Raw genomic sequence first — 22,646 nt, forward strand, 5'->3', positions numbered from 1 at the left:
TAAAAAAAATAAAAAAAAGTTCTGTTAAATGGTTATTTTTAATGATGTTATTCCTATTTAAAATATGAGATTGAAGCGTCTTCTCTATCATTATGTATGTGTAACTTGCTGATGCATATTTGAGTAGATTTATACGAGACTTGCGCTACTGTATCAATAATACAACCATTATCTCTACCATCAACACGTACCGTTAAAACATATAATCCATAAGTTAATTTCTGTATTGCTTGATTCATCATTTCCCTCTTTCATATTTATATCTTTATTTTGAGTATTAATAAATGAATTTATACAATAAGCTGGGGCAAAATATACTTTCCCTACACAATTGTCACATATCCAATATATCAAATTAGTTTAAATTCATAAGAAGTTATACGAACTAAAAAAGCAGGAACGATTTTGTCCCCACTTTTGTCCCCAAATTGGCAAAACAATTAAAAAAACGCCCATAAAATGGGCGTTTTAAGTGACTATTCACCAACGTATGGTAATAATGCCATTTGTCTAGCTCTTTTAATAGCTGTAGCTAATTGTCTTTGATATTTAGCGCTTGTTCCAGTTACACGTCTAGGAATGATTTTCCCGTTAGCTGAAACGAATCTTTTTAATAATTCAACATCTTTATAGTCAATGTAAGTAATTTTGTTTTTAGTGAAGTAACAAACTTTTCTTCTTCCCATTCTTTGTTTTCTAAAAGCCATTTTAAAAAACTCCTTTCTTAAAATTGAATATCGTCTTCCATGATATCAAATGTATTGTCTGTATTATCGAATTGTTTTTCTAATTCAACAGTTTGCATATCTTGTAATTGGTTGTTCATTTGTGGTTGTTGCATTTGAGGTTGACTTGATTGTGCTTGCATTCTTTCTCTTTGAGATTTAGTTTCTAAGAATTGTACAGAATCGCAAACAACTTCAACAACGAATACTCTTTGTCCTTGAGCGTTATCATAAGATCTTGAACGAAGTCTTCCTTCAACTCCAACTAATGATCCTTTTGAACAATAACGTTCAACATTTTCAGCAACTTTATTCCATACCACACATGGTATGTAATCTGCTTGTTGTCCGTCAGCAGAATTATAGTTACGGTTTAAAGCAAGTGTAAAACTTGTCACTGCTGCCCCGCTTCCAGTTCTTCTAAGTTCTGGATCACGAGTCATTCTTCCTACCATAACGACTCTATTAATCATTTAATCTGCCTCCTTTGATTATTTACGAAGAGTTAAATGACGTAAGATTGATGCATTAATTCTTGATAAACGTTCGAATTCTGCGATTTCAGCAGGTGCACAAGTTGTATCAACTACAACATAGTAACCTTTTTTGTAATCTTTGATTTCGTAAGCTAATTCACGTAATCCCATTTCGTTAACGTTGTCAACTGTTCCACCGTTAGCTGTTAAGATTGATTTGAAGTTTTCAATTAATTGATTTCTTGCTTCTTCTTCAACATCAGGTTTAACAATAAACATAATTTCATACTTGTTCATTTCTTTTACCTCCTATGGTCTATCGGCTTATTATTATAAATAAGCAGGCAGTAAATAATATTTTTACATGCTGGAACATTATATCATTGACAAATTTAAATTTCAATGATTTTATCAATAAAATTAACTTATTATTCCTAATTGATATTTATAGGCTAATACTCTTAAAACAGATAAATCAATTTGATTCATACTGATTTCATTTGCATGAATATGATCAATGATTGTTTGTCTTGCTGTTTCAACATCATCACTTATTATCATATCATTTCCTGCTTGAATGGACTTTAATATATAATCTTCAGTATTTTTAATAGCTTCATTTGTTAAATCACTCACAATAAGTCCATTATAATGAAAAGACTGTCTTAGGTTTTGAAGAGAACTTTTTGATAAAGAGATTGGATTTTGATTATCTAAAGCATCAATAATTTGATTAGTTGTTAGAATCATGTCTTGACCTTGATTGATTGCCGTTTGAATAGTTTGATATTCATTATTTTTTAAATCTTCTAATGAACGGCTATCATGAATAAGTTCACTAGAATAATCGTTTTTTGTACCATAACTTGGATAATTTCGATAACAACATCCTAAATCATTTTTATGTATTGTTTGAATAACCTGTGATACATAATCATTTGTGATATTTCTATCTTGATTTAAACTATCCTCATCTTGTCCATCGTTTCCATTAGGAGTGAAAGATAAATTCATTCCTACTTCCTTATAAATAGAAATCTTGTTTTCTAATTGTTCTTTTAAACCATCTATTCCTTTTTCATTATAGACTTGACTAATGGAATCAAAAACACCATCTTGAACATACTCTTTTAAAATACTTTCATCATCTAAAGTAATAAACATACTCAAATTTGTATTATTTTGATAGTTATCTATTTGTTTTGCAATATCAGTTTTAGGTAAGTCTTTAAGATCTTTTGGTGAAAGAACCAATCCCCCTAATTTATGATTATCAATGACCTCTTGATGACATTGATAACCAATTAATAATTGATCTACTTTATCTTCTTCACTCATGTTTTCTACTAAAGAAGATAAATATTCGATAGGAATTGTTTTATCTGTATTAGCTTTACCACCATTTCTAATTTGATTAGCACTAATAGAAGCTTTATAGACTTTTACATCTTGAATATCTTGATATTGTTTATTTAACTTTCCAGTATAAGAAATCTTAATATGATTACCGACTAATAAATCATCACCTTCCATAGAAGTATTAGCTAATGATAATAAATAAGTTTGATTATTCTCTTGTCTTAATAAAACAACTTGATCTTCTGTTCCCGCTATTTGTCCTTCTATTATTTTATAGTTTGTAGCTTGATCTGATTTTTCTGTAGGACTTAAATGCCACATTATTCCAACAATCATTGTAATTATGAAGAATATTAAAATAATCATTTTAGAATATTGCTTTTTAGCATGCCGTCCTCTTGTCATTATAAATCCTCCTTCGTTGTAATCTTAATATTATGATAATCTCCCATGACAGCCTTAATATCCCCGTTTTCATATTTTTCAAACAGTTGGGCATCATCTGTAGCCATATAACCTTCATCTTTTGCTTTTTGATATGCATCCTTAATATATTTTGTAACAAAGACTTGAGGTGTCTGTGCCTGCATTAATAAGTCTCTTTTTAATGTTTTGACAACCACACCCTCTTTAACCTCTTTAATCGTATCTTTACATGGTACCATGAGTAATGCTGCACGATAATCTTTTAAAGCAATTAATAAATTTTCAATACATTCTAATGTTAAATAAGGTCTAGCACCATCATGAATAAAAACATGATCTTGATTGACTTTTTGTAAACCATTATAAACACTATCTTGTCTTTCTTGTCCTCCATATACATATTCAATCTTACTTGATTGAACTAATTTTTCTAAATCTGCTTGCTCTTTCTTTTTTGTTACAACAATTATTTGTTTACATCTTTGATCATTTAAAAAAAGTTCAAGACTTCTTTGATAAACTGTTTTCCCTTCTAATAAATGAAATATTTTATTATATTTTAATCCTGTTCTGCTTCCCCTTCCAGCACAAAGAATAATAACACTATAATTCATAAGCAACCTCCTTGCATTTATTATAGCTTATTACATACAAAAAGGACCATATATTTTTATATAGTCTTTAGATATTCATGTATAAGTTTTAACACCTTCATTTTATTTCCGGTAACAACATAGAACCTAATAAAGCTATTCCAGCAGTACCACTCATTATATAGAATGTTGCAGTTAAACTATAACTATCACATACATAGCCTAGTAGTGGGCATAAAACAGCCCCTACACTTACTGCCAAACCCAATGTCACTCCTGATGCAAAACCTGTGTGATGGGGTAAATACTTTTGCCCCATGACAACCATTGGACTATAGGAAAAACTTTCGCCACATGACATCAATACTAACATATATAAAGCTAAAGCAATGTGATGAGTAGAACTAAATATTATCATAGCTGGTAAGAGAATAAGAAAACTGATTCTAATCATTCTACGATGACCAAAATGATCTGCAAGACTACCACCAAATAAAGTTGAAATGGAACCAACAGCATAGTAAACACTTAATAATAAACTGGCTTTGGATTTCGTTAATAAGAAGTTTTGAATAAAATATAAGGATAAAAATGTTGATAAACCATTAGTGAGAATGGATCTTGAAAAAACAACGACACATAACCGGATAAATCCTCCCCAGTTATCCTTTTGATTTATATTTTCTACCGGTACTTCTTTTATTTCTTCATGACAATGAAATGTATGATTAAATTTTGCACACACAATTGTAAATACCCCTGCTGGAATCAAAAAGAAAATTGTTCCTTTCATACCCCATGTTTGAATTAAAAAAGCAGTAAATACCGGACCTAAAGTAAAACCAATCTTTCCTCCAAACGAGAAAATACTCATACCTTTTCCTTTTTTATTATGAGATGATGAAACATCAACTAACTTCGCTGCTTGAGGATGAAACAAAGCTACCCCAATGCCACTTATCATCACTTCAACACATAATAAATAAAAATTTGAAGTCCATCCAGTTAGTGCCATTCCTCCTGATGCCATAATGACTCCCAAAGCCATCATCATAGGATTATTTTTCCGATCGATGTACATTCCTATAAAAGGTTGGACTAACGACCCGCACACATTAGATACCGTTACTAACAATGTAGCAGTTGTATAATTATAATGATAACTTGCAATTAAAAATGGTATCATGGATGATAAGATACTTTGATTAATGTCTGAACATAAATGACCTAGTAATAAAATATATTGACGATATTTATTCATATTTCTTCCTCCCACAACTTCAATTATATAAATAAATTTGTCATAAAATATCACTATATCTTCTAATTAACCCTAAAAATATCAATATCTAAATCTAAAAAAAGAAAGACGCATCTTTCTTTTAACTATGTTGATGAATTAATTTTTTTGCCTGTTTAAGAATTTGTCTTGCACCTTGGTAAATAGAATAATCTTTTAATAATTCATTGATTTGTTTTTGATCTAATGCATATTCTTTTTTGACTATTTGACTTAATGTCTCATCACTAAGTAATTGGAAAGGTACAATTTCATCAATTCTATTGATAAATTCATGAGTAAAAATAGGGTTTACTTTTTGATGATGTTGTTTTTTAAATCCCATCATGATGTCATTATTTTGATATGTTGTCATAATAATCATCGTCTGATTAAAATAGACTTTTCTTTTTTGGTTATCTTCTAAATATCCTTCATCAAAGACTTGCAAGAATAATTGTAAAATATCTGGATGTGCCTTTTCTATTTCATCTAAAAGTAATATTGATTTAGGATAACTTTGTAATTGTGGTAGTAAAAGACTAGGTCTTTCATAACCTACATATCCAGGTGGTGCACCGATAATCTTTTGTAGACTACTGATTTCTTTGTATTGGGACATATCTAAACGAATCAAATGTCGATCTAGTATTTTGGCCAATTGTTTTGCTGTTTCACTTTTTCCTACACCACTGCTGCCACTGAATAAAAAGACAGCTTGGGGTTGATGAGATTCTTTCTTTATTTTTAATTGTTTAACAATCTTTGAAATGGCTTTTTCTTGACCAATAATTTTTTGATTTAATTGTTGTTGTAAATGATGATAATCAATTGATTCATCCATTTTGATGGATGCATAATCTTCAATCACTTGATTAATACATTCTTGATTAAGTTGACTTAAATGATTAAATTTAGCTTTTACGCAAGATAAATCAAGAATATCAATAGCCTTATCAGGATAAGTCCGATTTTTAATATATAAATCTACTTGATTCACTAAATAATCTAATATCTCTGGTGTAATGGTAAGATGATGATACTTTTCATAATAAGACTTAATACCTAACAAGATATCTTTTGTTTCTTCTTTCGTATTTTCTTTAATCGTAATTAAAGAAAAACGTCTATTCATCGCTTGATCATGTTCAAAATGTCGATAATATTCATCTAATGTTGTTGCCCCAATAACTGTGATTTCATCTCTAGCTAGATAAGGCTTTAAAATATTAGAAGCATCAATCGCTCCTTCTGCCCCGCCAGCACCAATAATATTATGAATTTCATCAATAAAAATAATCACTTGTTCTGTATCTTTAACTTTATCAATAACTTTCTTTAATTTTTCTTCAAATTCTCCACGATATTTTGTTCCTGCTACCAAAGATGATAATGATAATTCATAGATAAGTTTATGTTTAAGGGTATCTGGTACTTCTTTTTGATTTATTTTTTGTGCTAATTTTTCTACTAATGCTGATTTACCTACACCCGCTTCACCTACAATTAAAACATTATTTTTTTCTTTTTTTGATAGAATTGTACAGAGTTGATTGATTTCTTTTTCTCTGCCAATGATTTGATAATTTAATTTTTTTACTTTTTGATTTAAATTAACAAGCATGGATATTTGATCTAGTTTTGTTTCTAATTCGCTATTTTCATTTAATGATACAATCAGTTCATCTATTTCTACATGATATTTCTTTAATAACTCATAAGCTACACATTCTTTTGTTTGAAGTAAAGCCAGAGACAAACATGAAAGTGTCACTTTATTTTTTCCTTTTTCTTTTATTAAAGAAATACTTTTTTGTAATATTTCTTTAACAGCATCACTATATTCCATATAAAAAGGCTCATTATCTTTAATTCCAAACAACCTTTTAATATCTTCTTCTATCTTTTGATCATCAATTTTTTGAACATTTAATAAATCTTTTAATTTACATTCTGGCATTTTAAGCATAGATAATAACAAATGCTCACTTCCTACATGACTATGTCCCATGTCAAAAGCAATACTTTCTGATACAACAATCGCTTTTTGTGCTTGTTCATCGAATTGTGTTAACACCAGGTATCCACCTCTTTCTTTATAATAGTATGTTCATACTCATAAAAAAATAATCAATAATTAAAAATCGTTATTTTGATGAAAATAACGATTGAATGATGGATTTCTTTTTTATGTCTTTACTACTTATACAATAACTGACTTTTAAAGGTCCTTGAATGGATTTTCCCTTTCCTTTACCTAGTACAATAAGATAAAGTCCTTCTTTATATGTGGCATCATATTGATGACAATGATCAATAAGAACTTGATCCACTTGATTAACACCTCTTGCCCAATTACGATAATCTCTTAGTAATTTATTTTTTATATTATACATTTGATCTAAATCATCTTGTTGATTACTATTTGCGATAATTTTATATTCTGGTTGTTGTTCTACTGCTTGAATATTCGTTAAATTCATACATATTAGTAAGATTAAAATAAATTTCTTCATAAGTTCACCTCTAGTTCATTATGACCACTTATATTATAATTATACATAAGGAGGATATTTTTAAATGAGTAATCCAATTATGCAAAAAGAAATCAAGAGTGATGCAAGTAACATTCTTGTGGTTAAAGAGGATTTTAAGTTTTTTGAAGAATTTAAATCAGTAGAACAAATTTATAGTGCGGGTATTAAAGAAATTAAAACAAAACTTGAAATATTAGATGATGAATTTCATATTCGTTATGCACATAATCCAATTCATCATATGGAATGGCGACTTAAATCTCCTCATAGTATTTTTGATAAATTAGAAAGAAAAAACTTACCTTTAAATTTAGATTCCATTACCGATCATATTTATGATATTGCGGGTATAAGAGTGATTTGTAATTATGTTAAAGATATTTATCGTATTGCCGATTTACTAACAAGCCAAGATGATATTACATTAATTAGGATCAAAGATTATATTAAACATCCTAAAGAAAATGGCTATCGTAGTTTACATCTTGTTGTAGAAGTTCCTGTTTTTTTAGCACAAGAAACACAAATGGTACCAGTAGAAATTCAGATTAGAACAATTGCAATGGACTTTTGGGCCTCATTAGAACATCAAATCAGATACAAAAATGAAGAAGAAGTCCCTAGTGACATTAGAAAACGTTTATTAGAATGTGCTGAAAGTATTACTGAACTTGATCAAGAAATGCAAGATATACATAATAAAATTAAAGGTAAACAAAATTTAGAACTAAAATAATCCAGGAAAGATGAAGTGAACCGAAAAAGTTGGACAACTTAGGAGGTTCACTTTTTATTATGGCTAAACTTACAAACGAACAAAAAATTGAAATTTACAATAAAAGAAAAATGGGATACACATTAAACATGCTTTCGACTGAATATAATATCAATGTGCACGGTATTGAATATCTTGTACGATTGATAGATAAAAATGGATTCGATGTTCTTAGAAAAGATAGAAACAGATATTATTCTCCCGAATTTAAAGAAAATGATGATAAATTTCATCAAAGAACATTTTTAATTGTTGCTAAAAAAAATATTATATAATAAAATCTTTATTAAAGATACAACATCACTTAAATGAATATTAGGAGAAAAAATGGTGAATATAAGAAATAAAAATGGGTTTACCATCGTTGAAATAATAGTAGTCCTTGTCATTCTTTCAATTTTAGCTGCGATTGCTATACCATCAGTAACAGGATATGTAGATGAAGCTAAAAAAGCAAGTATTATACAAGAAGCCCATGGTATTTATGAAGCAGCACAGGTTGCTGCTACAAAATGCTATGCAATAGATAAAGAAGAGTTTGAAAATAAAGCAGCCTTTAAATTTAAATATAGATTACCTGCAGACTTCCCTCATTCCAAGACTAATGATGATAAAGTGGCAAGAGTATCTGATTCCTTGATGAGTTACGGGCAAGCAAATCCCAGTAAATATCTTAGCAATAGCTACAATGGCGCATCATTTATTGATAAAGAGATTGTAAAAAATGTATTACATTTTTTACAAAGTGATCATAAAGATTCTGCTGTTTATAGGTATAAAAAATTATCGGATTGTCTAAATGGTAAATCACTTAATGAATACTCTCCCAGCAAAGAAAACGGGTTTGCAATTAATATTTTTTATAATGACAAAGGAAAAATAGAAGCCTTGAATTTTGCAAGAGAAAATTATATGGTCACTATTTATAATGGAAAATTAAATTGTGTTAAAAATGGCAAGTCAATCTTCTCATATCAATAATTGTAACTAACAAAAAACCAGGATAGCAATTATACTGAACCTCCTAAGTTGTCCAACTTTTTCGGTTCACTTCACAATCCTGGTTTTTATTTTTGATTATTAACTATTTGAAATCTTACAAATAATAACAAACAGTCAATAAACTTAACCTCAATGAGTATAAAATCTAATGCTAAAGTATTTTACCCTTAATCCTTTTATTCTGTTCTTAATGCTTTAACCGGATCTTCATGTGAAGCTTTTCTTGCTGGAATCAATCCTCCAAGCAATGTTAAACATACACTTAATACAATTAAGATGATAGCTCCACCAATTGGTAAAACTGCATTAACACTGTTATTATCAGCAATACTATGAATCAACATATTACCAGGTACCAATAAAATCAGTGTAATACCAATACCTAATAATCCCGATAATAACCCAATAATAAATGTTTCTGCATTAAAGACTTGCGAGATATTGCCTTTAGACGCACCCATAGCACGCAAAATACCGATTTCTTTTTTACGTTCTAATACACTAATATAAGTAATAACTCCTATCATAATTGAAGAAACAACTAATGAAATGGCTACAAAGGCTATCAGTACATAACTAATAACATTAATAATATCAGTAACGGATGACATGATTGTCCCTACATAGTCAGTGTAAGTAATGACTTTATCTTCATCCACTTTTTTCATCTTTTCATTATATTTTTCTAAGATATCTTTTACTTTTTGTTTTGTTTCAAAATCTTTAGGATAGAGATTAATTGCACTTGGTTTATCATAATTTGCATATCCCAAATGAGTTAAATTACTATCATAAGATGTTGTTTCAGTTTGCATCATAGAAACAATAAGTTCTGATAATTCATCTTGGGACATATTCATTTGAAATGCTTGTGCTAGTTTCTTTTCATCTACACTTATGGCTTTAGGAAACTGACTAGCAAGATGACCCATTTGTTTTGTCAGTTGTGCTTGAATGGTTTGTTCAAGTACCTTACTGTATTGAGACATCATGGTTGACATTTCTTTGGATAGTTCATTTTGAAACTGTTCTGCAAGACCACTTTCTTGTATCAATTTTGTCATTTCATTTTGAATCAATGTTTGAGCTCTTGATGTCTGTAAGTAGGCATTAAAATAGATTTCCATTTTAGTAGGATCTTGATAATTATTTTCTACTAAATACTTTTGAAAGTCCTCAGTTATCACTTTAACAATGTGATCAGTTTGTTCCTTTGACACATTAAATTTAATTTTAGACATCATTTGATTGATATCAATAGCAGGTAACTGAGATGTATCTATTTGACTTAAATCTATGCTTTTTGTATCAAATGACAATTTACTTTGATCTATTTTAAAGGCTTCCTGTATCTTTGATTGATCAACTTTAATTAAAGAATTCATATCAAAGTTATTCTTTTGCTGATAGTCAAAGCTTTTATTTGTAAATACATCAATATCAGGATGAGCAAGTTGTTTTTTAACAATTTCACTTTGATTAGCTAGATTGATAACATGACGAGTAAGGGTTGCCGGATAAGCAATACCCGGTTTTAACATTGTTGCACTTGTATCATCTTTAGGTTGCACTACACCAACAATCTTGATATCTTCACCATTTTCAACTAGAGATTGCATATAAGCCTGATCGTCTTTTTTATTTTTATAAACTTGATATTGATCATCGTATTGATAATAATCACTTGCATTAACAAGTTTAAATTGTTTATTTAACATATCTTTATAGGCATACGTATCTTTAATTTTTACTTCATCTATTTTTTCTTCTTTAGAGAATTTTTCAATCATTGAATCTAATTCACTAAAATCTCTTAGTCCTAAAGTATAAAGCATAAAATCACTCATAGAACCATTACTATTTAAAACAAGAACACATTCATTATATTTTTTAGGCCAGTTTCCTGCCTTAATATCATATTGATTTTCGTAAAGACTTGATTGATTTGGCATTTGATAAAAAACATCAGTAGACATCATAGATGACATCATTGAATTAGAACTTGTTGAAGAACCTAAACCAATTGATTTAAATGATTGATCTGGATGAACTTGTCTAACTTGTTGACTATTATAGCTATAAATTTGTGGTATAGCGTTATACGTATATTCAATAGAATTCGTATATTGATTGATATGATCTGGATTTTTATCTAAATAACTTTTTAATGATTTTAAATCATTAGATCCTATTGTAGATAACATGCCAGTTACCATAGAAGAAACATATATTTTTGATTTATCTTTCTTTTTTTGACTATCACTTTGACCATTACTCAACATAGAAGACATATCAAAACCGGTATTTTGTATTTGTAATGGATATTCTGATAATGTCTCTTCTTCTATTGATTTGACATATTGATTCACTCCCGTTGATAACGAAAGAATTAAAGCAATGCCAATAATACCAATTGATCCAGCAAATGAAGTTAATAATGTCCTTGCTTTCTTTGTCTTTAAGTTATTAAAACTTAAAGACAAAGAAGTTAAAAAGTTCATTGAGGCTTTCCCCATTGTACGATGACGAGGAGGTACAAGATGCTTTTTGTCTACATCATAAGGATGTGAATCACTACAAATAACCCCATCTTTTAATTCAACAATTCTTGTTGCATAATCTTTTGCTAGTTTGGGATTATGCGTTACCATCACAACTAAACGATCTTTAGCCACTTCTTTTAGTAAATCCATGACTTGAATACTAGTATCACTATCTAAAGCACCAGTTGGTTCATCAGCCAATAAAATATCAGGATCATTAACTAATGCTCTGGCAATGGCTACCCTTTGCATTTGTCCCCCTGACATTTGATTTGGTTTTTTATGACCGTGATTTTCTAAACCTACTTTTTTTAATGCTTCTAATGCTCTTTTTTTCCGTTCACTTTTGGAAATACCAGACATTGTCAGTGCTAATTCAACATTAGCTAAAACTGTTTGATGGGGAATGAGGTTATAACTTTGAAAAACAAAACCAATCGTATGATTACGATAAGAATCCCAATCTCGGTCTTTATATTGTTTAGTCGAAATTCCATTAATAACCAAATCTCCTCGATCATAACGATCTAGACCACCGAGAATATTTAATAACGTTGTTTTACCTGAACCACTGGGTCCTAATATCGCAACAAACTCATTATCTCGCAAATTTAAACTGACATTATTTAAAGCAACTTGTACTAAATTACCAGTCTTATACTCCTTATAAATATTTTTTACTTGTAACATTCAATTTCTCCTTACCCTTATTTAGAGTCATTATACTCACTTATTATTAACTTTTCATGAATATAAAAAAATAGAGTATTGAATACTCTATTCTACATCATATGCAATTAAATCATCAAAAGTCTGTCTTCTAATAACTTCTCTTGATTTTCCTTGATAAGTAAAGACCACGGCTGGCTTAGGTAATTGATTATAGTTAGAAGACATTGAATAATGATAAGCTCCTGTTGAAAACATTGCTAAAATATCTCCCGGTTGCGGATCTTGTAATTTAATATCTTTAATTAAAATATCTCCTGATTCGCAGTTCTTACCAGCTACAGTTACTAAAGTATCTGCCGGTTCACTTGCTTTATTAGCGATAATAGCGTCATATTTAGCTTGATATAAAGATGAACGAATGTTATCTGTCATCCCACCATCTACACTAATATAATCTCTAATATCTTTAATATGTTTATATGAACCTACTGTATATAAAGTAATTCCTGCATTACCTACACAATAACGACCTGGTTCTACTAATACCATTGGTCTCTTTAAATTTCTAGCATCGAAGCCTTTATAAATAATATCCATAATCGTACTCACAACATAATCAAATTCTAGTGGTTTATCAGCACTTGTATATTGAATACCAAATCCCCCACCAGCATTTAATTTATTGATGACAATACCAAAAATATCATAAATTTCATAAGCAATATCAACGAATTTATTCATCGCTAAAATATAAGCTTGAATATCTTCAATTTGACTACCTACATGGCAATGAATACCATCAAAGTTAATATGTGGTGCATCAATGACTTTTTTTATTGCTTTTAAATAAGTGTTATCATGGCTTGAAAAACCAAATTTAGTATCTTTAGCACCTACACGAATATAGTCATGACCACCAGCATAAACACCCGGTGTAATTCTAACAATACCATTAACAGTAACATTTAATCTAGATGCGATTTCTTCTACTAATTTAATTTCATAGAAGTTATCGATTACAAAGTTTTCTACTCCGTTTTCTAATGCATATTCAATTTCTGAAGGTAATTTATTATTTCCATGGAAATAAATCTTTTTAGGATCAAATCCTGCTTTTAAAGCTACTGAAATTTCTCCAGCACTTACACAATCAATTCCAATCCCATATTCTTTAGCTATTTTATAAATAGCTAAACAAGAAAATGATTTAGAAGCAAATAAAGGTAAAGCATTTTCATATTTATCAATCATTTTTGTTTTTAATGTATTGAATTGATTTCTGATATGTCCTTCTGACATAACATATAATGGTGTTCCATACTGTTTAACTAAATCTAAAGCATTCACATCATCTATGTATAAGTTATTATTCTTAATTTGTGCAAATTGTGTTTGTAAAACCATATATCCCCCTAATATAACGTTTTTAACGTAAATAAACCACTCTCTTTATCTTTTAACGCTAAAGCAGCAGCAATCGCTCCTTGAACAAAAACATCTTTAGATAAAGCTGTATGTTTAATTTCAATAATTTCATCAAGCCCGGCAAAAATAATATCATGTTCACCAAAAATCGTTCCCCCACGAATAGCTTGTAAACCAATTTGTTCATGTTTTCTTTTTTCATGTAATGAACTACGATCATAAACAGGCTTTGTTTCTTTAATTTCTTCTTCCATTACTTCATAAAGTAATTTAGCTGTACCACTAGGTGCATCAATCTTTTGATTATGATGTTTTTCTAAAATTTCAATATCATAACCATTATCATAAAATTCTTTAGCCACTTGTTTTAAAATCTTTGTTACCATTTGAATACCAAAACTTGTATTGTAAGATTGGAAGATAGCAAGTTGTTGACTTGCTTCTTCAATCTTAGCGAGTTGTTCTTGGCTATATCCTGTTGTAGCGATAACTAATTTAGATTTATTTTTTAAAGCATAAGTTAAAATATCATCTAAATTATTAGGATGTGAAAAGTCAATAATCACATCTGCTTGATCTTCAACCTCTTTTAAACTGTTGTACATATTTTCAGGTGCTTTTTCATCAAATTCATAAGAAACAATCCCAATTAAATCAAATTGTGGATTTTCTCTTAACTTATGAGCCACCTTTTTTCCCATTAATCCATATCCATATAATATAACTTTCATCTTAGTACCCCAATTTTTCAAATGCATCCATTGCATCAAATAATTTTTGTTTATTTTCTTGAGTAGTAGGAAGCAATGGTAAACGTACTTGTTCACTACAAATACCCATTTTAGCTAATGCAGCTTTTGGCATAATTGGATTAACATCAATAAATAAATAACGTGATACAGGATCTAAAGCATAAGCTAATTTTTGAGCTTCTTTTAAATTACCATTTAAGATAAGTTGTGTTAATTTTTCAACTTGACGAGGATATAAGTTTGAAGTTACTGAAATAACGCCTTTCCCTCCAGCAGCCATAAATGGCAAGATATTGTCATCACATCCAGAATATAAATCAAAATCTAAATCTTGTGTTTTATTTAAGATTTCCATTGCATAAGCAATATTATCTGTCGCATCTTTCATAGCAACGATATTTTTATGTTTAGCTAATTCTACAACTGTATCTACTTGAATATTTAATCCTGTTCTTCCTGGAACATTATATAAAATCATAGGAATATCAACTGCATCAGCAATAGTAGTATAATGAGCAATTAATCCTCTTTGACTTGTTTTATTATAATAAGGAGTCACGACTAAAATAGCGTCTGCTCCTTTTTCTTTAGCATAACGTGCTTTCTTTAGTGCTGTTTGTGTATCATTAGAACCAGCGCCACAAATAACTTTTACCCCTGTTCCTTTAGCAAGTTCCATTGTGATATCTAATAATTTAAATTCATCATTAATATGAATGGTTGCTGTTTCACCCGTTGTTCCATTAACTAATAAAGCTTGAACACCTCCATCAATCATTCTTTGAACTTGTCTTTTATACCCTTCATAATCAATACTTCCATCATCAAACATAGGAAGTACAAGTGCAACTGCACTACCTTCAAAAATAGCCATAATTTCCTCCTATAAGTTAAATTCCAATTTTAATTTTTCTAAAGCTAAATCTAATGAATCTTTATCAATAACAAATGAAATAGTACGTTTACTTGTTGTTATTTGATAAAAATGAATGTTATTGTTTCCTAATACTTCAAAACATCTTGCTGCTGCACCCGGTGTTGTTTCAATTAATGGTCCCCCTACAGCAACTTTAGCAAATGTTCTTTTTTGATAGATTTCAATTGAAGTGAATTCTTCTTTTAGATTAACAATAGCTTCATTTAATTTTAATTGAAACTTTGCATCTAAAGTAATTTCAATTTGCATTGAATCTTCTAACATAACTTGTGATATCATATCAATATTAATATCTTGTTCCTGAATAATTCTAAAGATTCTTGCTATCATCTTTGGATGTTTAGGTACATTTAATAATTTTAATTGAATAATATCATCTTCATAACTTATTGCTTCTACTATATTTTCCATGACTTTACCTCTCTTCCCTATTATATTCTTTTTTTCAATAACTATATATACTTTTACAAATAAAAATGTTGCAATGGTTATCATTGCAACATCTATTTGAGATTCTAACAATGATAGCCCAACATTACTTAAGTAATGACAGTTAATTAGGTATTCCCTAATTACCCAGGAATTCATCATATGCAAATAATGAACCCTTCGGCAAGCGTTCCGCCCTCTTTATCTCGTTGCATCGTATAACAAAGAATTTTTAACAACCTGCGCCTCTATCTAACTTGTATACAATATAGCATATTCAACTCTAATAAACAATGAAAATATCAAAATAATCATCATTTATAATACAAAAAAACTGGGATACCCCAGTTTTAGATTTTAATAATCACTTCTCTTGCTTCTCTTAAAGCATCAATAGCTCTTCTTGCTTTAATAGCATCACCAATAACATATTGTTCTTTAACAAGATTTTCTTTAAATGGTTGGTTTGCTTTTGAACCTAAAGCTAAAACGATACTATCAAATCCAGAAAATGTTTCTAGACACCCATTATGTTCAATTTCTACACTATTTTCACTAATAGATTGTACTGGACTTTGGGTATAGACTTTAACATGATTTTCTTTAAAGCTTTCCATTAAGAAGATGCGATGTTCACTAACAATATCACCAGCAATATCATCTTTAGCTTCAATTAATGTAACATCATAACCACGATTAGCTAAATAATCAGCTGTTTCACAACCAACTAAACCACCACCGATAACTAATGTCTTTTTACCACATTGACTTTGACCATCTAATACATCAATAGCATGTAAACAATGATCAACCCCTGTAATTGGTGGGACTAAAGGCGTTGCCCCTGTTGCTAGAATTAAGACATCTGGATTCATTTCTTTAATCATGCCTTCATCTACTGCTTGACCAACATGTAAATCAACATGATATTTGTAACATAAAGCAATATAATTACGTACCATTTGCGTAATATCACCTTTACCTGGTGGCACAGCAGCTAAACGCATTTGTCCACCAAGAACTGTACTTTTTTCATATAAAGAAACTTGATGTCCTTTTTTAGCTAGATTGTAAGCAGCGAATAAACCTGCAACACCCCCACCTACAACCATCACTTTTTTAACTTCTTTACATTTTTCATCTAGATGTTCTTCATATCCAACAAATGGATTAACTAGACATTCAATTGGATTACCTTTAAACATATTTCCAACACAACCTTGAAGGCAGGCAATACATGGTGTAATTTCATCAAAAGCATTGGCAGCTACTTTATTTGGAAAATGAGGATCAGCAATAGATTGTCTTCCTAATGCGACCATGTCTGCATAACCTTTTTTTACAACTAATGAAGGTAAAAATGGATCATTATAACGACCTACAGTAATAACTGGAACACTAACAACATCTTTAATTTTCTTTACATGATCTAAATTAAATCCTTGATGAACAACAGTTGGCGCCCACATATATTCATCTTTTAAATGAATACTACGAGAAACATCAATAGCGTCAATTCCTAATGATTCCAAGTAGCTAGCAACCATCATTGAATCTTCAACTGTTAATCCTCCAGGTGTTTCATCACAACTATTAATTCTTGCTAGAACAGCTATATTATGACCAACTTTACGGCGAATGTTTTCAATAATTAATCTTGGTAAACGCATACGATTATAGAAACATCCACCAAATTCATCGACTCTTTTATTTGTTTGTGGAGAAATAAAACTTGATACAAGATAACCATGAGCCATATGAATTTCAACAGCATCAACACCTGCTTTCATTGCTCTTAAAGCGGCATCGCCATATAATTCTACTAATTCATAAATTTGTTCATTGGTCATTTCTAAAGGAATATCTTTATTAAATGATGCTTGAATACGGGATGCTGATTTTAAAGGATGCCCTGCTGCTTTAGCACTTCCCTCAGGACCTGCTTGTTGTAATTGAACCATCAATTTTGATCCATATTGATGACAAGCATCTGCTACTTTCTTTAGTGCTGGAATTTGTTGATCATCAAATAAACAGTGTTTTCTAGGACCACCTTTAGCAGTAGGATCAATAACTGTAGCTTCTACAGTAATCAACCCAAATCCACCTTTTGCTCTTTCTCGATAGTAAGCTAAAGAACGATCACTTAATTCACCACTGGCTATCGCAAAGTTATTAGACATAGGTGGCACAACAAAACGATTATTGACTTTCATAGGACCGATTTGAATCGGTTTAAACATTTCTTTGTACATAACATTCCTCTCCTTGTTAAACATTTCACATTAAATATAACGAGGTTTTCCTGTATTTTCCAATATATTATTTTTATTCAATGTATAGAAAAATTCTATAGATTATATTATGATAATGTGTGGTGATCAATATGAATATTAATCAATTATATTATTTTCAAACTTTAGCTAAATACCAGCATTATACAAAAGCAAGTCAAGAACTTTATATTTCTCAACCCAGTTTAACTCACGCAATTAAAGAATTAGAAAAAGAAATTAATTGTGTTTTATTTGTTAAAAAAGGCAGAAATGTTGTTTTAAGTGATGAAGGTAAAACATTTTTAAAATATGTTAATCAAAGTCTTTCTATATTAGAACAAGGTGTAAACGAAATAGCAAATAAAAATAAAGATCAACAACATGTCATCCAAATCAGTGTCATTGCCACGATTATCAATTCTTATTTAACACCTGTGATCAAAAAATTAAATGAACAAAATATTAAAGTTCAATTTAGAAGTGAAAAGACTTTAGATATTATTGAAGGGATAAAAAATAATAAATATGACTTTGGTATTTGTTCTAAAATAGAAGATTCTCATTTAACATTTTTACCACTTCTATATGAGGAATTAGTCTTGATTACTCCTAAGAATCATCCTCTTAATAGCTTAAATAAAGTTACTTTTGAAAATATTGCACAATATCCTTTCATTACTTACCTTGAACAAATCGCTATATATCATAATATTATGGATATCTTTAAACAGCATCATTTAAAACCGAATATTATCTATAATCTTGACGATGAAACATCTATAGCCAGTATGGTCTCTTTAAACTTTGGGGTGGCTATTGTCGCAAAAAATGATTTACTAAATCCTTTTAAAGATATTAATATTATTCCTTTAGATCTTGATCAATCAGCTAGAACCATTTATTTAGCTTATAATTCAAACACTAAGTTATCTTCAACATGTAAGTACGTGATTGATTACATGATTAATCATGAAAAAATAGTAGATATCAAATCATGATATCTACTATTTTTCTTCTAATAAATGATATTGATGTTCCCAAGGACTAGAAATAAAATACTGAGCTGCTTGTCTTGCTCCCTGCAAATCCATATATGTATAATTTCCACATTCTTCCATCTTAGCTCCTGGAATTTCTTGATCCCATGAAGCTATTTTTTCATATACGTCCTTTACAATATTTTTCACAACTTCTAAATCTAAATCTCTAACAATCAAATAAAATCCCGTCATACATCCCATTGGACCAAAATAAATGACTTGATCTTTATAAGGACCATTTCTCAGTAATGTTGCACCAATATGTTCAATAGTATGAGCTGCTTGAGGATTCATTGCCGGCTCTACATTAGGTTGTGTCATTCTAATATCATAAGTAATCAAATCACCATCTATTCTTGATACATAAAGTCCTTTTTTTAATAAACGATGATCAACACTAAAACTTGTTATTCTTTCCATGTTTTATCCCTCTTTCTCTTTTCCATGTCCAACATTTTTTCTTATAGAAATAGTAAGATGCAATCCTAACTGATGTCAAGTTTGATTTTTATTACTTTATTGTTAAATGAAATACTTGTACTGCAATATTAAAATAAACAAGAATAGAACATGTATCAACAATAGTTGTAATAAGCGGTGATGCCATAATAGCGGGATCTAATCCTATCTTATTAGCGAGTAATGGTAAGACACAACCAATTAATTTGGATAAAACAACTGTAACAATAAGTGATAACGCTATAACAAATGCTATATCTACATTTTGATACATCATGTAAATTCTAATACCATTAGCTAGAGCTAGAATACCACCAACTAATAAAGCTATACGAAATTCTTTGAATATAACTTTAAAAATTTCTCTGAAATGTATTTCATTTAATGCAATCCCTCGAATAATCAAAGTCGAACTTTGTGAACCGCAATTTCCCCCTGTATCCATAAGCATAGGAATAAAGGAAACTAATAATGGTATGGTCTGAAAAGCGTCTTCATATCGGGTAATAATACTCCCTGTTAAAGTAGCTGAAAACATAAGAATTAATAACCACACTATGCGATGTTTAGCATGTTCTAATACCGATGTTTGAAAATATGATTGATCATTAGGTTCAACAGCTGACATTTTTTCAATATCCTCTGTTGTTTCATCTACCATTACATCCATCACGTCATCAAATGTAACAATACCAACCATCATCATTTCATCATCTAATACTGGTAAAACCATTAAATCATATTTCCTAAAAATTTCTATTACTGCTTCTTGATCAGTATGGGTATAAACATACTGATTGTTTTTATTCATGATTTCCGTTATTTTTTTATTTTCATCACTAAGTAGTAAATCTTTAGTAGAAACAACACCTAAAAGTTCCTTATTTTGAACAACATAACTTGTATAAATTGTTTTTGAAGATATTCCATTTTTTTTAATATATTCCAATGCTTCACCAATTGTATACTCTTTTTTTAAAGATATAAATTCGGTTGTCATAATCGAACCGGCACTATCTTTAGGATAACTAAGCAATTGATTAATTGTCTCTCTTTGATTTTGATCAATATGATTTAAAATACGCATAACTAGATTGGCAGGTAATTCTTCGATGATATCAACAAGATCATCCATATATTGGTTTTCGATAACATCAATTAATTCTTTTTCACTAAACATCTCTAATTGTTTTTGAGTACAATGATTAAAATTTACAAATACTTGTGCTGCTTTCTTTTTTGGAATTAAGCGAAATACTAAAGCACAATCTTTAATATCTAATTGTTCTAGAAGACAAGCTATATCTGTTGTATTGTTTTGATTTAATAAAGTATGTAATTGTCGATATTGTTTGTTTTTTAATAAATTTAATAATAATTCCTTTTTCATTTTTATTCCTCCTTATTTTATCTTTTGCATTCTGACAACTTTCATCCATATAGCTCACCTCCTATAAAAAAACATCATTGCCTGAGCAATGATGTATCTGTTCATTCATTCGTTCAAGCTTTAGTATCACAGGGCATATAAATTACATTAAATAAAGCCTTCTCGACTTCATCTGTTAACCAGCGTATTGTGTCTCCACAATTTTGCGGCAGTAATCTTAGGATATCCAAATCCCTGCGGTAACCTCACCTACCGTTTATTATTTAATTCATTATCATTATATTGATAAAATGATAAATGTCAATAAATTTGAAAAAAAAGACTAAAAGCCGAAGCCTTTAGCCTATTAATTAGAAGAATAAACCAACAATAGCAGCACTTAATAATCCAGCTAATGTACCACCTAAGATTAATTTAAGTGAGAATTTAGCAACATCTTTTGCTTTTTCTTCGCTGATTGATTTAACTGCTCCAGAGATAATTCCTAAAGTACCGAAGTTAACGAAACTTACTAAGTATACAGAAATCATTGCTACTGATTTAGCAGTTAAAGTAGTCATACTTGCTACTTGTCCCATAGCTACGAATTCGTTTGTTAATAATTTAGTAGCCATTAATCCACCAATTTTAACAACATCTTGTAATGGAACACCAATAACATAAGCGATTGGCGCAAATACATATCCTAAGATATCAGTAAATGAAATACCACAAATAGCAGCTAATCCATTATTTAAGAAACTAATTAATGAAATAAATCCAATACACATTGCAGCTACGATAATAGCTAAGTTAAATCCTGAAGAAATGTAATCTCCTAACATTGAAAAGAAAGGTTCTTTTGGTTCTTTTTCTGCTTTTTCTTTAGTAACTTCTTCATCAGCAGTAGCAATTTTTTCATTATATGGATTCATGATAGCACTGATGATTAATCCTGAAAATAAGTTTAATACTACAGCGATAACAACATATTTACCATCAATCATAGTCATATAACTTGCTAACATTGATGCAGACATACCAGAAATAACTGTTAAACAAACTGTAAATAATTGGTTAAAGTTCATTTTTTTAATTTGACTTTGAATAGTCATAAAGATTTGTGGTGATCCAAGTAAAGTAGTAGCGATAGGAACATAACTTTCTACTTCTCCTAAACCTGTAACTTTATTGAAGATCCATCCAATCCATTTAACGATGAAATCTAAAACACCTAACCATTTTAAAATACCAATTAAAGCTGAAATGAATACTAATGGCATTAATACATTGAAGAAGAATACTGAAGATCCTTTAGCAACAGTAATTCCACCAAATACGAAATCACATCCAGCCATACCTTGAGCAGTAAGCCAAGTAAAGAAGTCAGAGATTGCTGATAAGATAGTCAATCCTACTCCTGTATTTAATAATAAGAATGTTAATAATACTTGAATAACAATCATTAAAATAATGTTTTTATATTTAATATTCTTTTTTTCTTTACAAAATAGAAATGCGATAAGGAATATGAACGCAAATCCAATTAACCCTCTAATAATACTCATATAT

General features: G+C 29.6%; 22 protein-coding genes and 2 riboswitches. Of the genes, 4 read left to right on the forward strand and 18 right to left on the reverse strand.

What is annotated here, in order from left to right; genetic code table 11:
* Nucleotides 1–53: 53 nt before the first annotated feature.
* The 9 genes from DW911_RS04245 to DW911_RS04285 form a co-directional block, all read right to left on the reverse strand.
* Entirely contained in the window at nucleotides 54–239 is a 186-nt protein-coding gene (locus DW911_RS04245; protein ID WP_118432235.1) for a hypothetical protein, read from the reverse strand.
* A gap of 237 nt (nucleotides 240–476) precedes the next feature.
* A complete protein-coding gene (gene rpsR, locus DW911_RS04250) occupies nucleotides 477–707 on the reverse strand; it encodes a 30S ribosomal protein S18 (protein WP_118432233.1) in 231 nt (76 codons plus the stop codon).
* Nucleotides 708–724: 17 nt separating this feature from the next.
* Nucleotides 725–1,198 (reverse strand): single-stranded DNA-binding protein, encoded by a 474-nt coding sequence (ssb, locus tag DW911_RS04255; protein ID WP_118607508.1) that lies wholly within the window; start codon nucleotides 1,196–1,198, stop codon nucleotides 725–727.
* An 18-nt stretch (nucleotides 1,199–1,216) separates the two neighbouring features.
* Nucleotides 1,217–1,498, reverse strand: a complete 282-nt coding sequence (gene rpsF / locus DW911_RS04260; RefSeq protein WP_118432229.1) for a 30S ribosomal protein S6 — start codon at nucleotides 1,496–1,498, stop codon at nucleotides 1,217–1,219.
* Between the two features lie 123 nt (nucleotides 1,499–1,621).
* Nucleotides 1,622–2,965, reverse strand: a complete 1,344-nt coding sequence (locus DW911_RS04265) for a glycoside hydrolase family 3 N-terminal domain-containing protein (RefSeq protein ID WP_118607509.1) — start codon at nucleotides 2,963–2,965, stop codon at nucleotides 1,622–1,624.
* Nucleotides 2,965–3,600 carry a 2-C-methyl-D-erythritol 4-phosphate cytidylyltransferase gene (ispD, locus tag DW911_RS04270; protein ID WP_118432225.1) on the reverse strand — a complete coding sequence of 212 codons (636 nt, stop codon included), beginning with the start codon at nucleotides 3,598–3,600 and terminating at the stop codon, nucleotides 2,965–2,967. Before ispD ends, DW911_RS04265 begins: the two co-directional genes overlap by 1 nt.
* A 97-nt stretch (nucleotides 3,601–3,697) precedes the next feature.
* On the reverse strand, nucleotides 3,698–4,840 hold the full coding sequence (locus DW911_RS04275; protein WP_118432223.1) for an MFS transporter: 1,143 nt from the start codon (nucleotides 4,838–4,840) through the stop codon (nucleotides 3,698–3,700).
* 121 nt (nucleotides 4,841–4,961) lie between these two features.
* On the reverse strand, nucleotides 4,962–6,935 hold the full coding sequence (locus DW911_RS04280; protein WP_118432221.1) for an AAA family ATPase: 1,974 nt from the start codon (nucleotides 6,933–6,935) through the stop codon (nucleotides 4,962–4,964).
* 70 nt (nucleotides 6,936–7,005) lie between these two features.
* On the reverse strand, nucleotides 7,006–7,374 hold the full coding sequence (locus tag DW911_RS04285; RefSeq protein ID WP_118432219.1) for a hypothetical protein: 369 nt from the start codon (nucleotides 7,372–7,374) through the stop codon (nucleotides 7,006–7,008).
* A gap of 64 nt (nucleotides 7,375–7,438) precedes the next feature.
* On the opposite strand from DW911_RS04285, the gene DW911_RS04290 reads away from it, so the two are divergent.
* The 3 genes from DW911_RS04290 to DW911_RS04300 are packed head-to-tail and all read left to right on the forward strand — an operon-like array spanning nucleotide 7,439 to nucleotide 9,151.
* Nucleotides 7,439–8,131, forward strand: a complete 693-nt coding sequence (locus DW911_RS04290; protein WP_118432217.1) for a GTP pyrophosphokinase — start codon at nucleotides 7,439–7,441, stop codon at nucleotides 8,129–8,131.
* 59 nt (nucleotides 8,132–8,190) lie between these two features.
* Nucleotides 8,191–8,445 (forward strand): hypothetical protein, encoded by a 255-nt coding sequence (locus tag DW911_RS04295; protein ID WP_118607510.1) that lies wholly within the window; start codon nucleotides 8,191–8,193, stop codon nucleotides 8,443–8,445.
* Nucleotides 8,446–8,497: 52 nt separating this feature from the next.
* On the forward strand, nucleotides 8,498–9,151 hold the full coding sequence (locus DW911_RS04300; RefSeq protein WP_118432213.1) for a prepilin-type N-terminal cleavage/methylation domain-containing protein: 654 nt from the start codon (nucleotides 8,498–8,500) through the stop codon (nucleotides 9,149–9,151).
* A gap of 197 nt (nucleotides 9,152–9,348) precedes the next feature.
* Here DW911_RS04300 and DW911_RS04305 read toward each other — a convergent pair whose 3' ends face one another.
* The 6 genes from DW911_RS04305 to DW911_RS04330 form a co-directional block, all read right to left on the reverse strand.
* Entirely contained in the window at nucleotides 9,349–12,405 is a 3,057-nt protein-coding gene (locus DW911_RS04305) for an ABC transporter ATP-binding protein/permease (protein ID WP_118607511.1), read from the reverse strand.
* Between the two features lie 87 nt (nucleotides 12,406–12,492).
* Entirely contained in the window at nucleotides 12,493–13,791 is a 1,299-nt protein-coding gene (gene lysA, locus DW911_RS04310; RefSeq protein WP_118432209.1) for a diaminopimelate decarboxylase, read from the reverse strand.
* 8 nt (nucleotides 13,792–13,799) lie between these two features.
* Nucleotides 13,800–14,543, reverse strand: a complete 744-nt coding sequence (gene dapB / locus DW911_RS04315; protein ID WP_118432207.1) for a 4-hydroxy-tetrahydrodipicolinate reductase — start codon at nucleotides 14,541–14,543, stop codon at nucleotides 13,800–13,802.
* 1 nt (nucleotide 14,544) lies between these two features.
* On the reverse strand, nucleotides 14,545–15,438 hold the full coding sequence (gene dapA / locus DW911_RS04320) for a 4-hydroxy-tetrahydrodipicolinate synthase (protein WP_118432205.1): 894 nt from the start codon (nucleotides 15,436–15,438) through the stop codon (nucleotides 14,545–14,547).
* Nucleotides 15,439–15,447: 9 nt separating this feature from the next.
* Complete coding sequence (locus DW911_RS04325; protein WP_118607512.1) at nucleotides 15,448–15,912, reverse strand: ACT domain-containing protein; 465 nt, start codon at nucleotides 15,910–15,912, stop codon at nucleotides 15,448–15,450.
* Nucleotides 15,913–16,018: 106 nt separating this feature from the next.
* Nucleotides 16,019–16,189: riboswitch (Lysine riboswitch) on the reverse strand.
* Between the two features lie 91 nt (nucleotides 16,190–16,280).
* Nucleotides 16,281–18,185 carry an FAD-dependent oxidoreductase gene (locus DW911_RS04330; protein WP_199669450.1) on the reverse strand — a complete coding sequence of 635 codons (1,905 nt, stop codon included), beginning with the start codon at nucleotides 18,183–18,185 and terminating at the stop codon, nucleotides 16,281–16,283.
* Between the two features lie 131 nt (nucleotides 18,186–18,316).
* Here DW911_RS04330 and DW911_RS04335 point away from each other — a divergent pair, with 131 nt between their 5' ends.
* Entirely contained in the window at nucleotides 18,317–19,204 is an 888-nt protein-coding gene (locus DW911_RS04335; protein ID WP_118432201.1) for a LysR family transcriptional regulator, read from the forward strand.
* Between the two features lie 6 nt (nucleotides 19,205–19,210).
* Here the strand turns inward: DW911_RS04335 and DW911_RS04340 are convergent, their stop codons facing one another.
* From DW911_RS04340 to DW911_RS04350, 3 genes are all read right to left on the reverse strand, one after another.
* The gene (locus DW911_RS04340; RefSeq protein ID WP_118432199.1) at nucleotides 19,211–19,666 is read right to left on the reverse strand and encodes an S-ribosylhomocysteine lyase; all 456 of its coding nucleotides are present in this window, start codon (nucleotides 19,664–19,666) and stop codon (nucleotides 19,211–19,213) included.
* A 91-nt stretch (nucleotides 19,667–19,757) separates the two neighbouring features.
* On the reverse strand, nucleotides 19,758–21,095 hold the full coding sequence (mgtE, locus tag DW911_RS04345) for a magnesium transporter (RefSeq protein WP_118432197.1): 1,338 nt from the start codon (nucleotides 21,093–21,095) through the stop codon (nucleotides 19,758–19,760).
* A 97-nt stretch (nucleotides 21,096–21,192) separates the two neighbouring features.
* A riboswitch (M-box (ykoK) riboswitch) is annotated at nucleotides 21,193–21,359 on the reverse strand.
* Between the two features lie 86 nt (nucleotides 21,360–21,445).
* The gene (locus tag DW911_RS04350; protein WP_118607513.1) at nucleotides 21,446–22,642 is read right to left on the reverse strand and encodes a NupC/NupG family nucleoside CNT transporter; all 1,197 of its coding nucleotides are present in this window, start codon (nucleotides 22,640–22,642) and stop codon (nucleotides 21,446–21,448) included.
* Nucleotides 22,643–22,646: the final 4 nt, after the last annotated feature.

This window comes from Erysipelatoclostridium sp. AM42-17 (assembly GCF_003480255.1).
GTDB lineage: Bacteria > Bacillota_I > Bacilli_A > Erysipelotrichales > Coprobacillaceae > Faecalibacillus.

Coding starts and splice junctions, on each gene's coding strand:
- DW911_RS04245 (WP_118432235.1), bottom strand. CDS start 239: ATGAATCAAGCAATACAGAAATTAACTTATGGATTATATGTTTTAACG.
- rpsR (WP_118432233.1), bottom strand. CDS start 707: ATGGCTTTTAGAAAACAAAGAATGGGAAGAAGAAAAGTTTGTTACTTC.
- ssb (WP_118607508.1), bottom strand. CDS start 1,198: ATGATTAATAGAGTCGTTATGGTAGGAAGAATGACTCGTGATCCAGAA.
- rpsF (WP_118432229.1), bottom strand. CDS start 1,498: ATGAACAAGTATGAAATTATGTTTATTGTTAAACCTGATGTTGAAGAA.
- DW911_RS04265 (WP_118607509.1), bottom strand. CDS start 2,965: ATGACAAGAGGACGGCATGCTAAAAAGCAATATTCTAAAATGATTATT.
- ispD (WP_118432225.1), bottom strand. CDS start 3,600: ATGAATTATAGTGTTATTATTCTTTGTGCTGGAAGGGGAAGCAGAACA.
- DW911_RS04275 (WP_118432223.1), bottom strand. CDS start 4,840: ATGAATAAATATCGTCAATATATTTTATTACTAGGTCATTTATGTTCA.
- DW911_RS04285 (WP_118432219.1), bottom strand. CDS start 7,374: ATGAAGAAATTTATTTTAATCTTACTAATATGTATGAATTTAACGAAT.
- DW911_RS04290 (WP_118432217.1), top strand. CDS start 7,439: ATGAGTAATCCAATTATGCAAAAAGAAATCAAGAGTGATGCAAGTAAC.
- DW911_RS04295 (WP_118607510.1), top strand. CDS start 8,191: ATGGCTAAACTTACAAACGAACAAAAAATTGAAATTTACAATAAAAGA.
- DW911_RS04300 (WP_118432213.1), top strand. CDS start 8,498: ATGGTGAATATAAGAAATAAAAATGGGTTTACCATCGTTGAAATAATA.
- DW911_RS04305 (WP_118607511.1), bottom strand. CDS start 12,405: ATGTTACAAGTAAAAAATATTTATAAGGAGTATAAGACTGGTAATTTA.
- lysA (WP_118432209.1), bottom strand. CDS start 13,791: ATGGTTTTACAAACACAATTTGCACAAATTAAGAATAATAACTTATAC.
- dapB (WP_118432207.1), bottom strand. CDS start 14,543: ATGAAAGTTATATTATATGGATATGGATTAATGGGAAAAAAGGTGGCT.
- dapA (WP_118432205.1), bottom strand. CDS start 15,438: ATGGCTATTTTTGAAGGTAGTGCAGTTGCACTTGTACTTCCTATGTTT.
- DW911_RS04325 (WP_118607512.1), bottom strand. CDS start 15,912: ATGGAAAATATAGTAGAAGCAATAAGTTATGAAGATGATATTATTCAA.
- DW911_RS04330 (WP_199669450.1), bottom strand. CDS start 18,185: ATGTACAAAGAAATGTTTAAACCGATTCAAATCGGTCCTATGAAAGTC.
- DW911_RS04335 (WP_118432201.1), top strand. CDS start 18,317: ATGAATATTAATCAATTATATTATTTTCAAACTTTAGCTAAATACCAG.
- DW911_RS04340 (WP_118432199.1), bottom strand. CDS start 19,666: ATGGAAAGAATAACAAGTTTTAGTGTTGATCATCGTTTATTAAAAAAA.
- mgtE (WP_118432197.1), bottom strand. CDS start 21,095: ATGAAAAAGGAATTATTATTAAATTTATTAAAAAACAAACAATATCGA.
- DW911_RS04350 (WP_118607513.1), bottom strand. CDS start 22,642: ATGAGTATTATTAGAGGGTTAATTGGATTTGCGTTCATATTCCTTATC.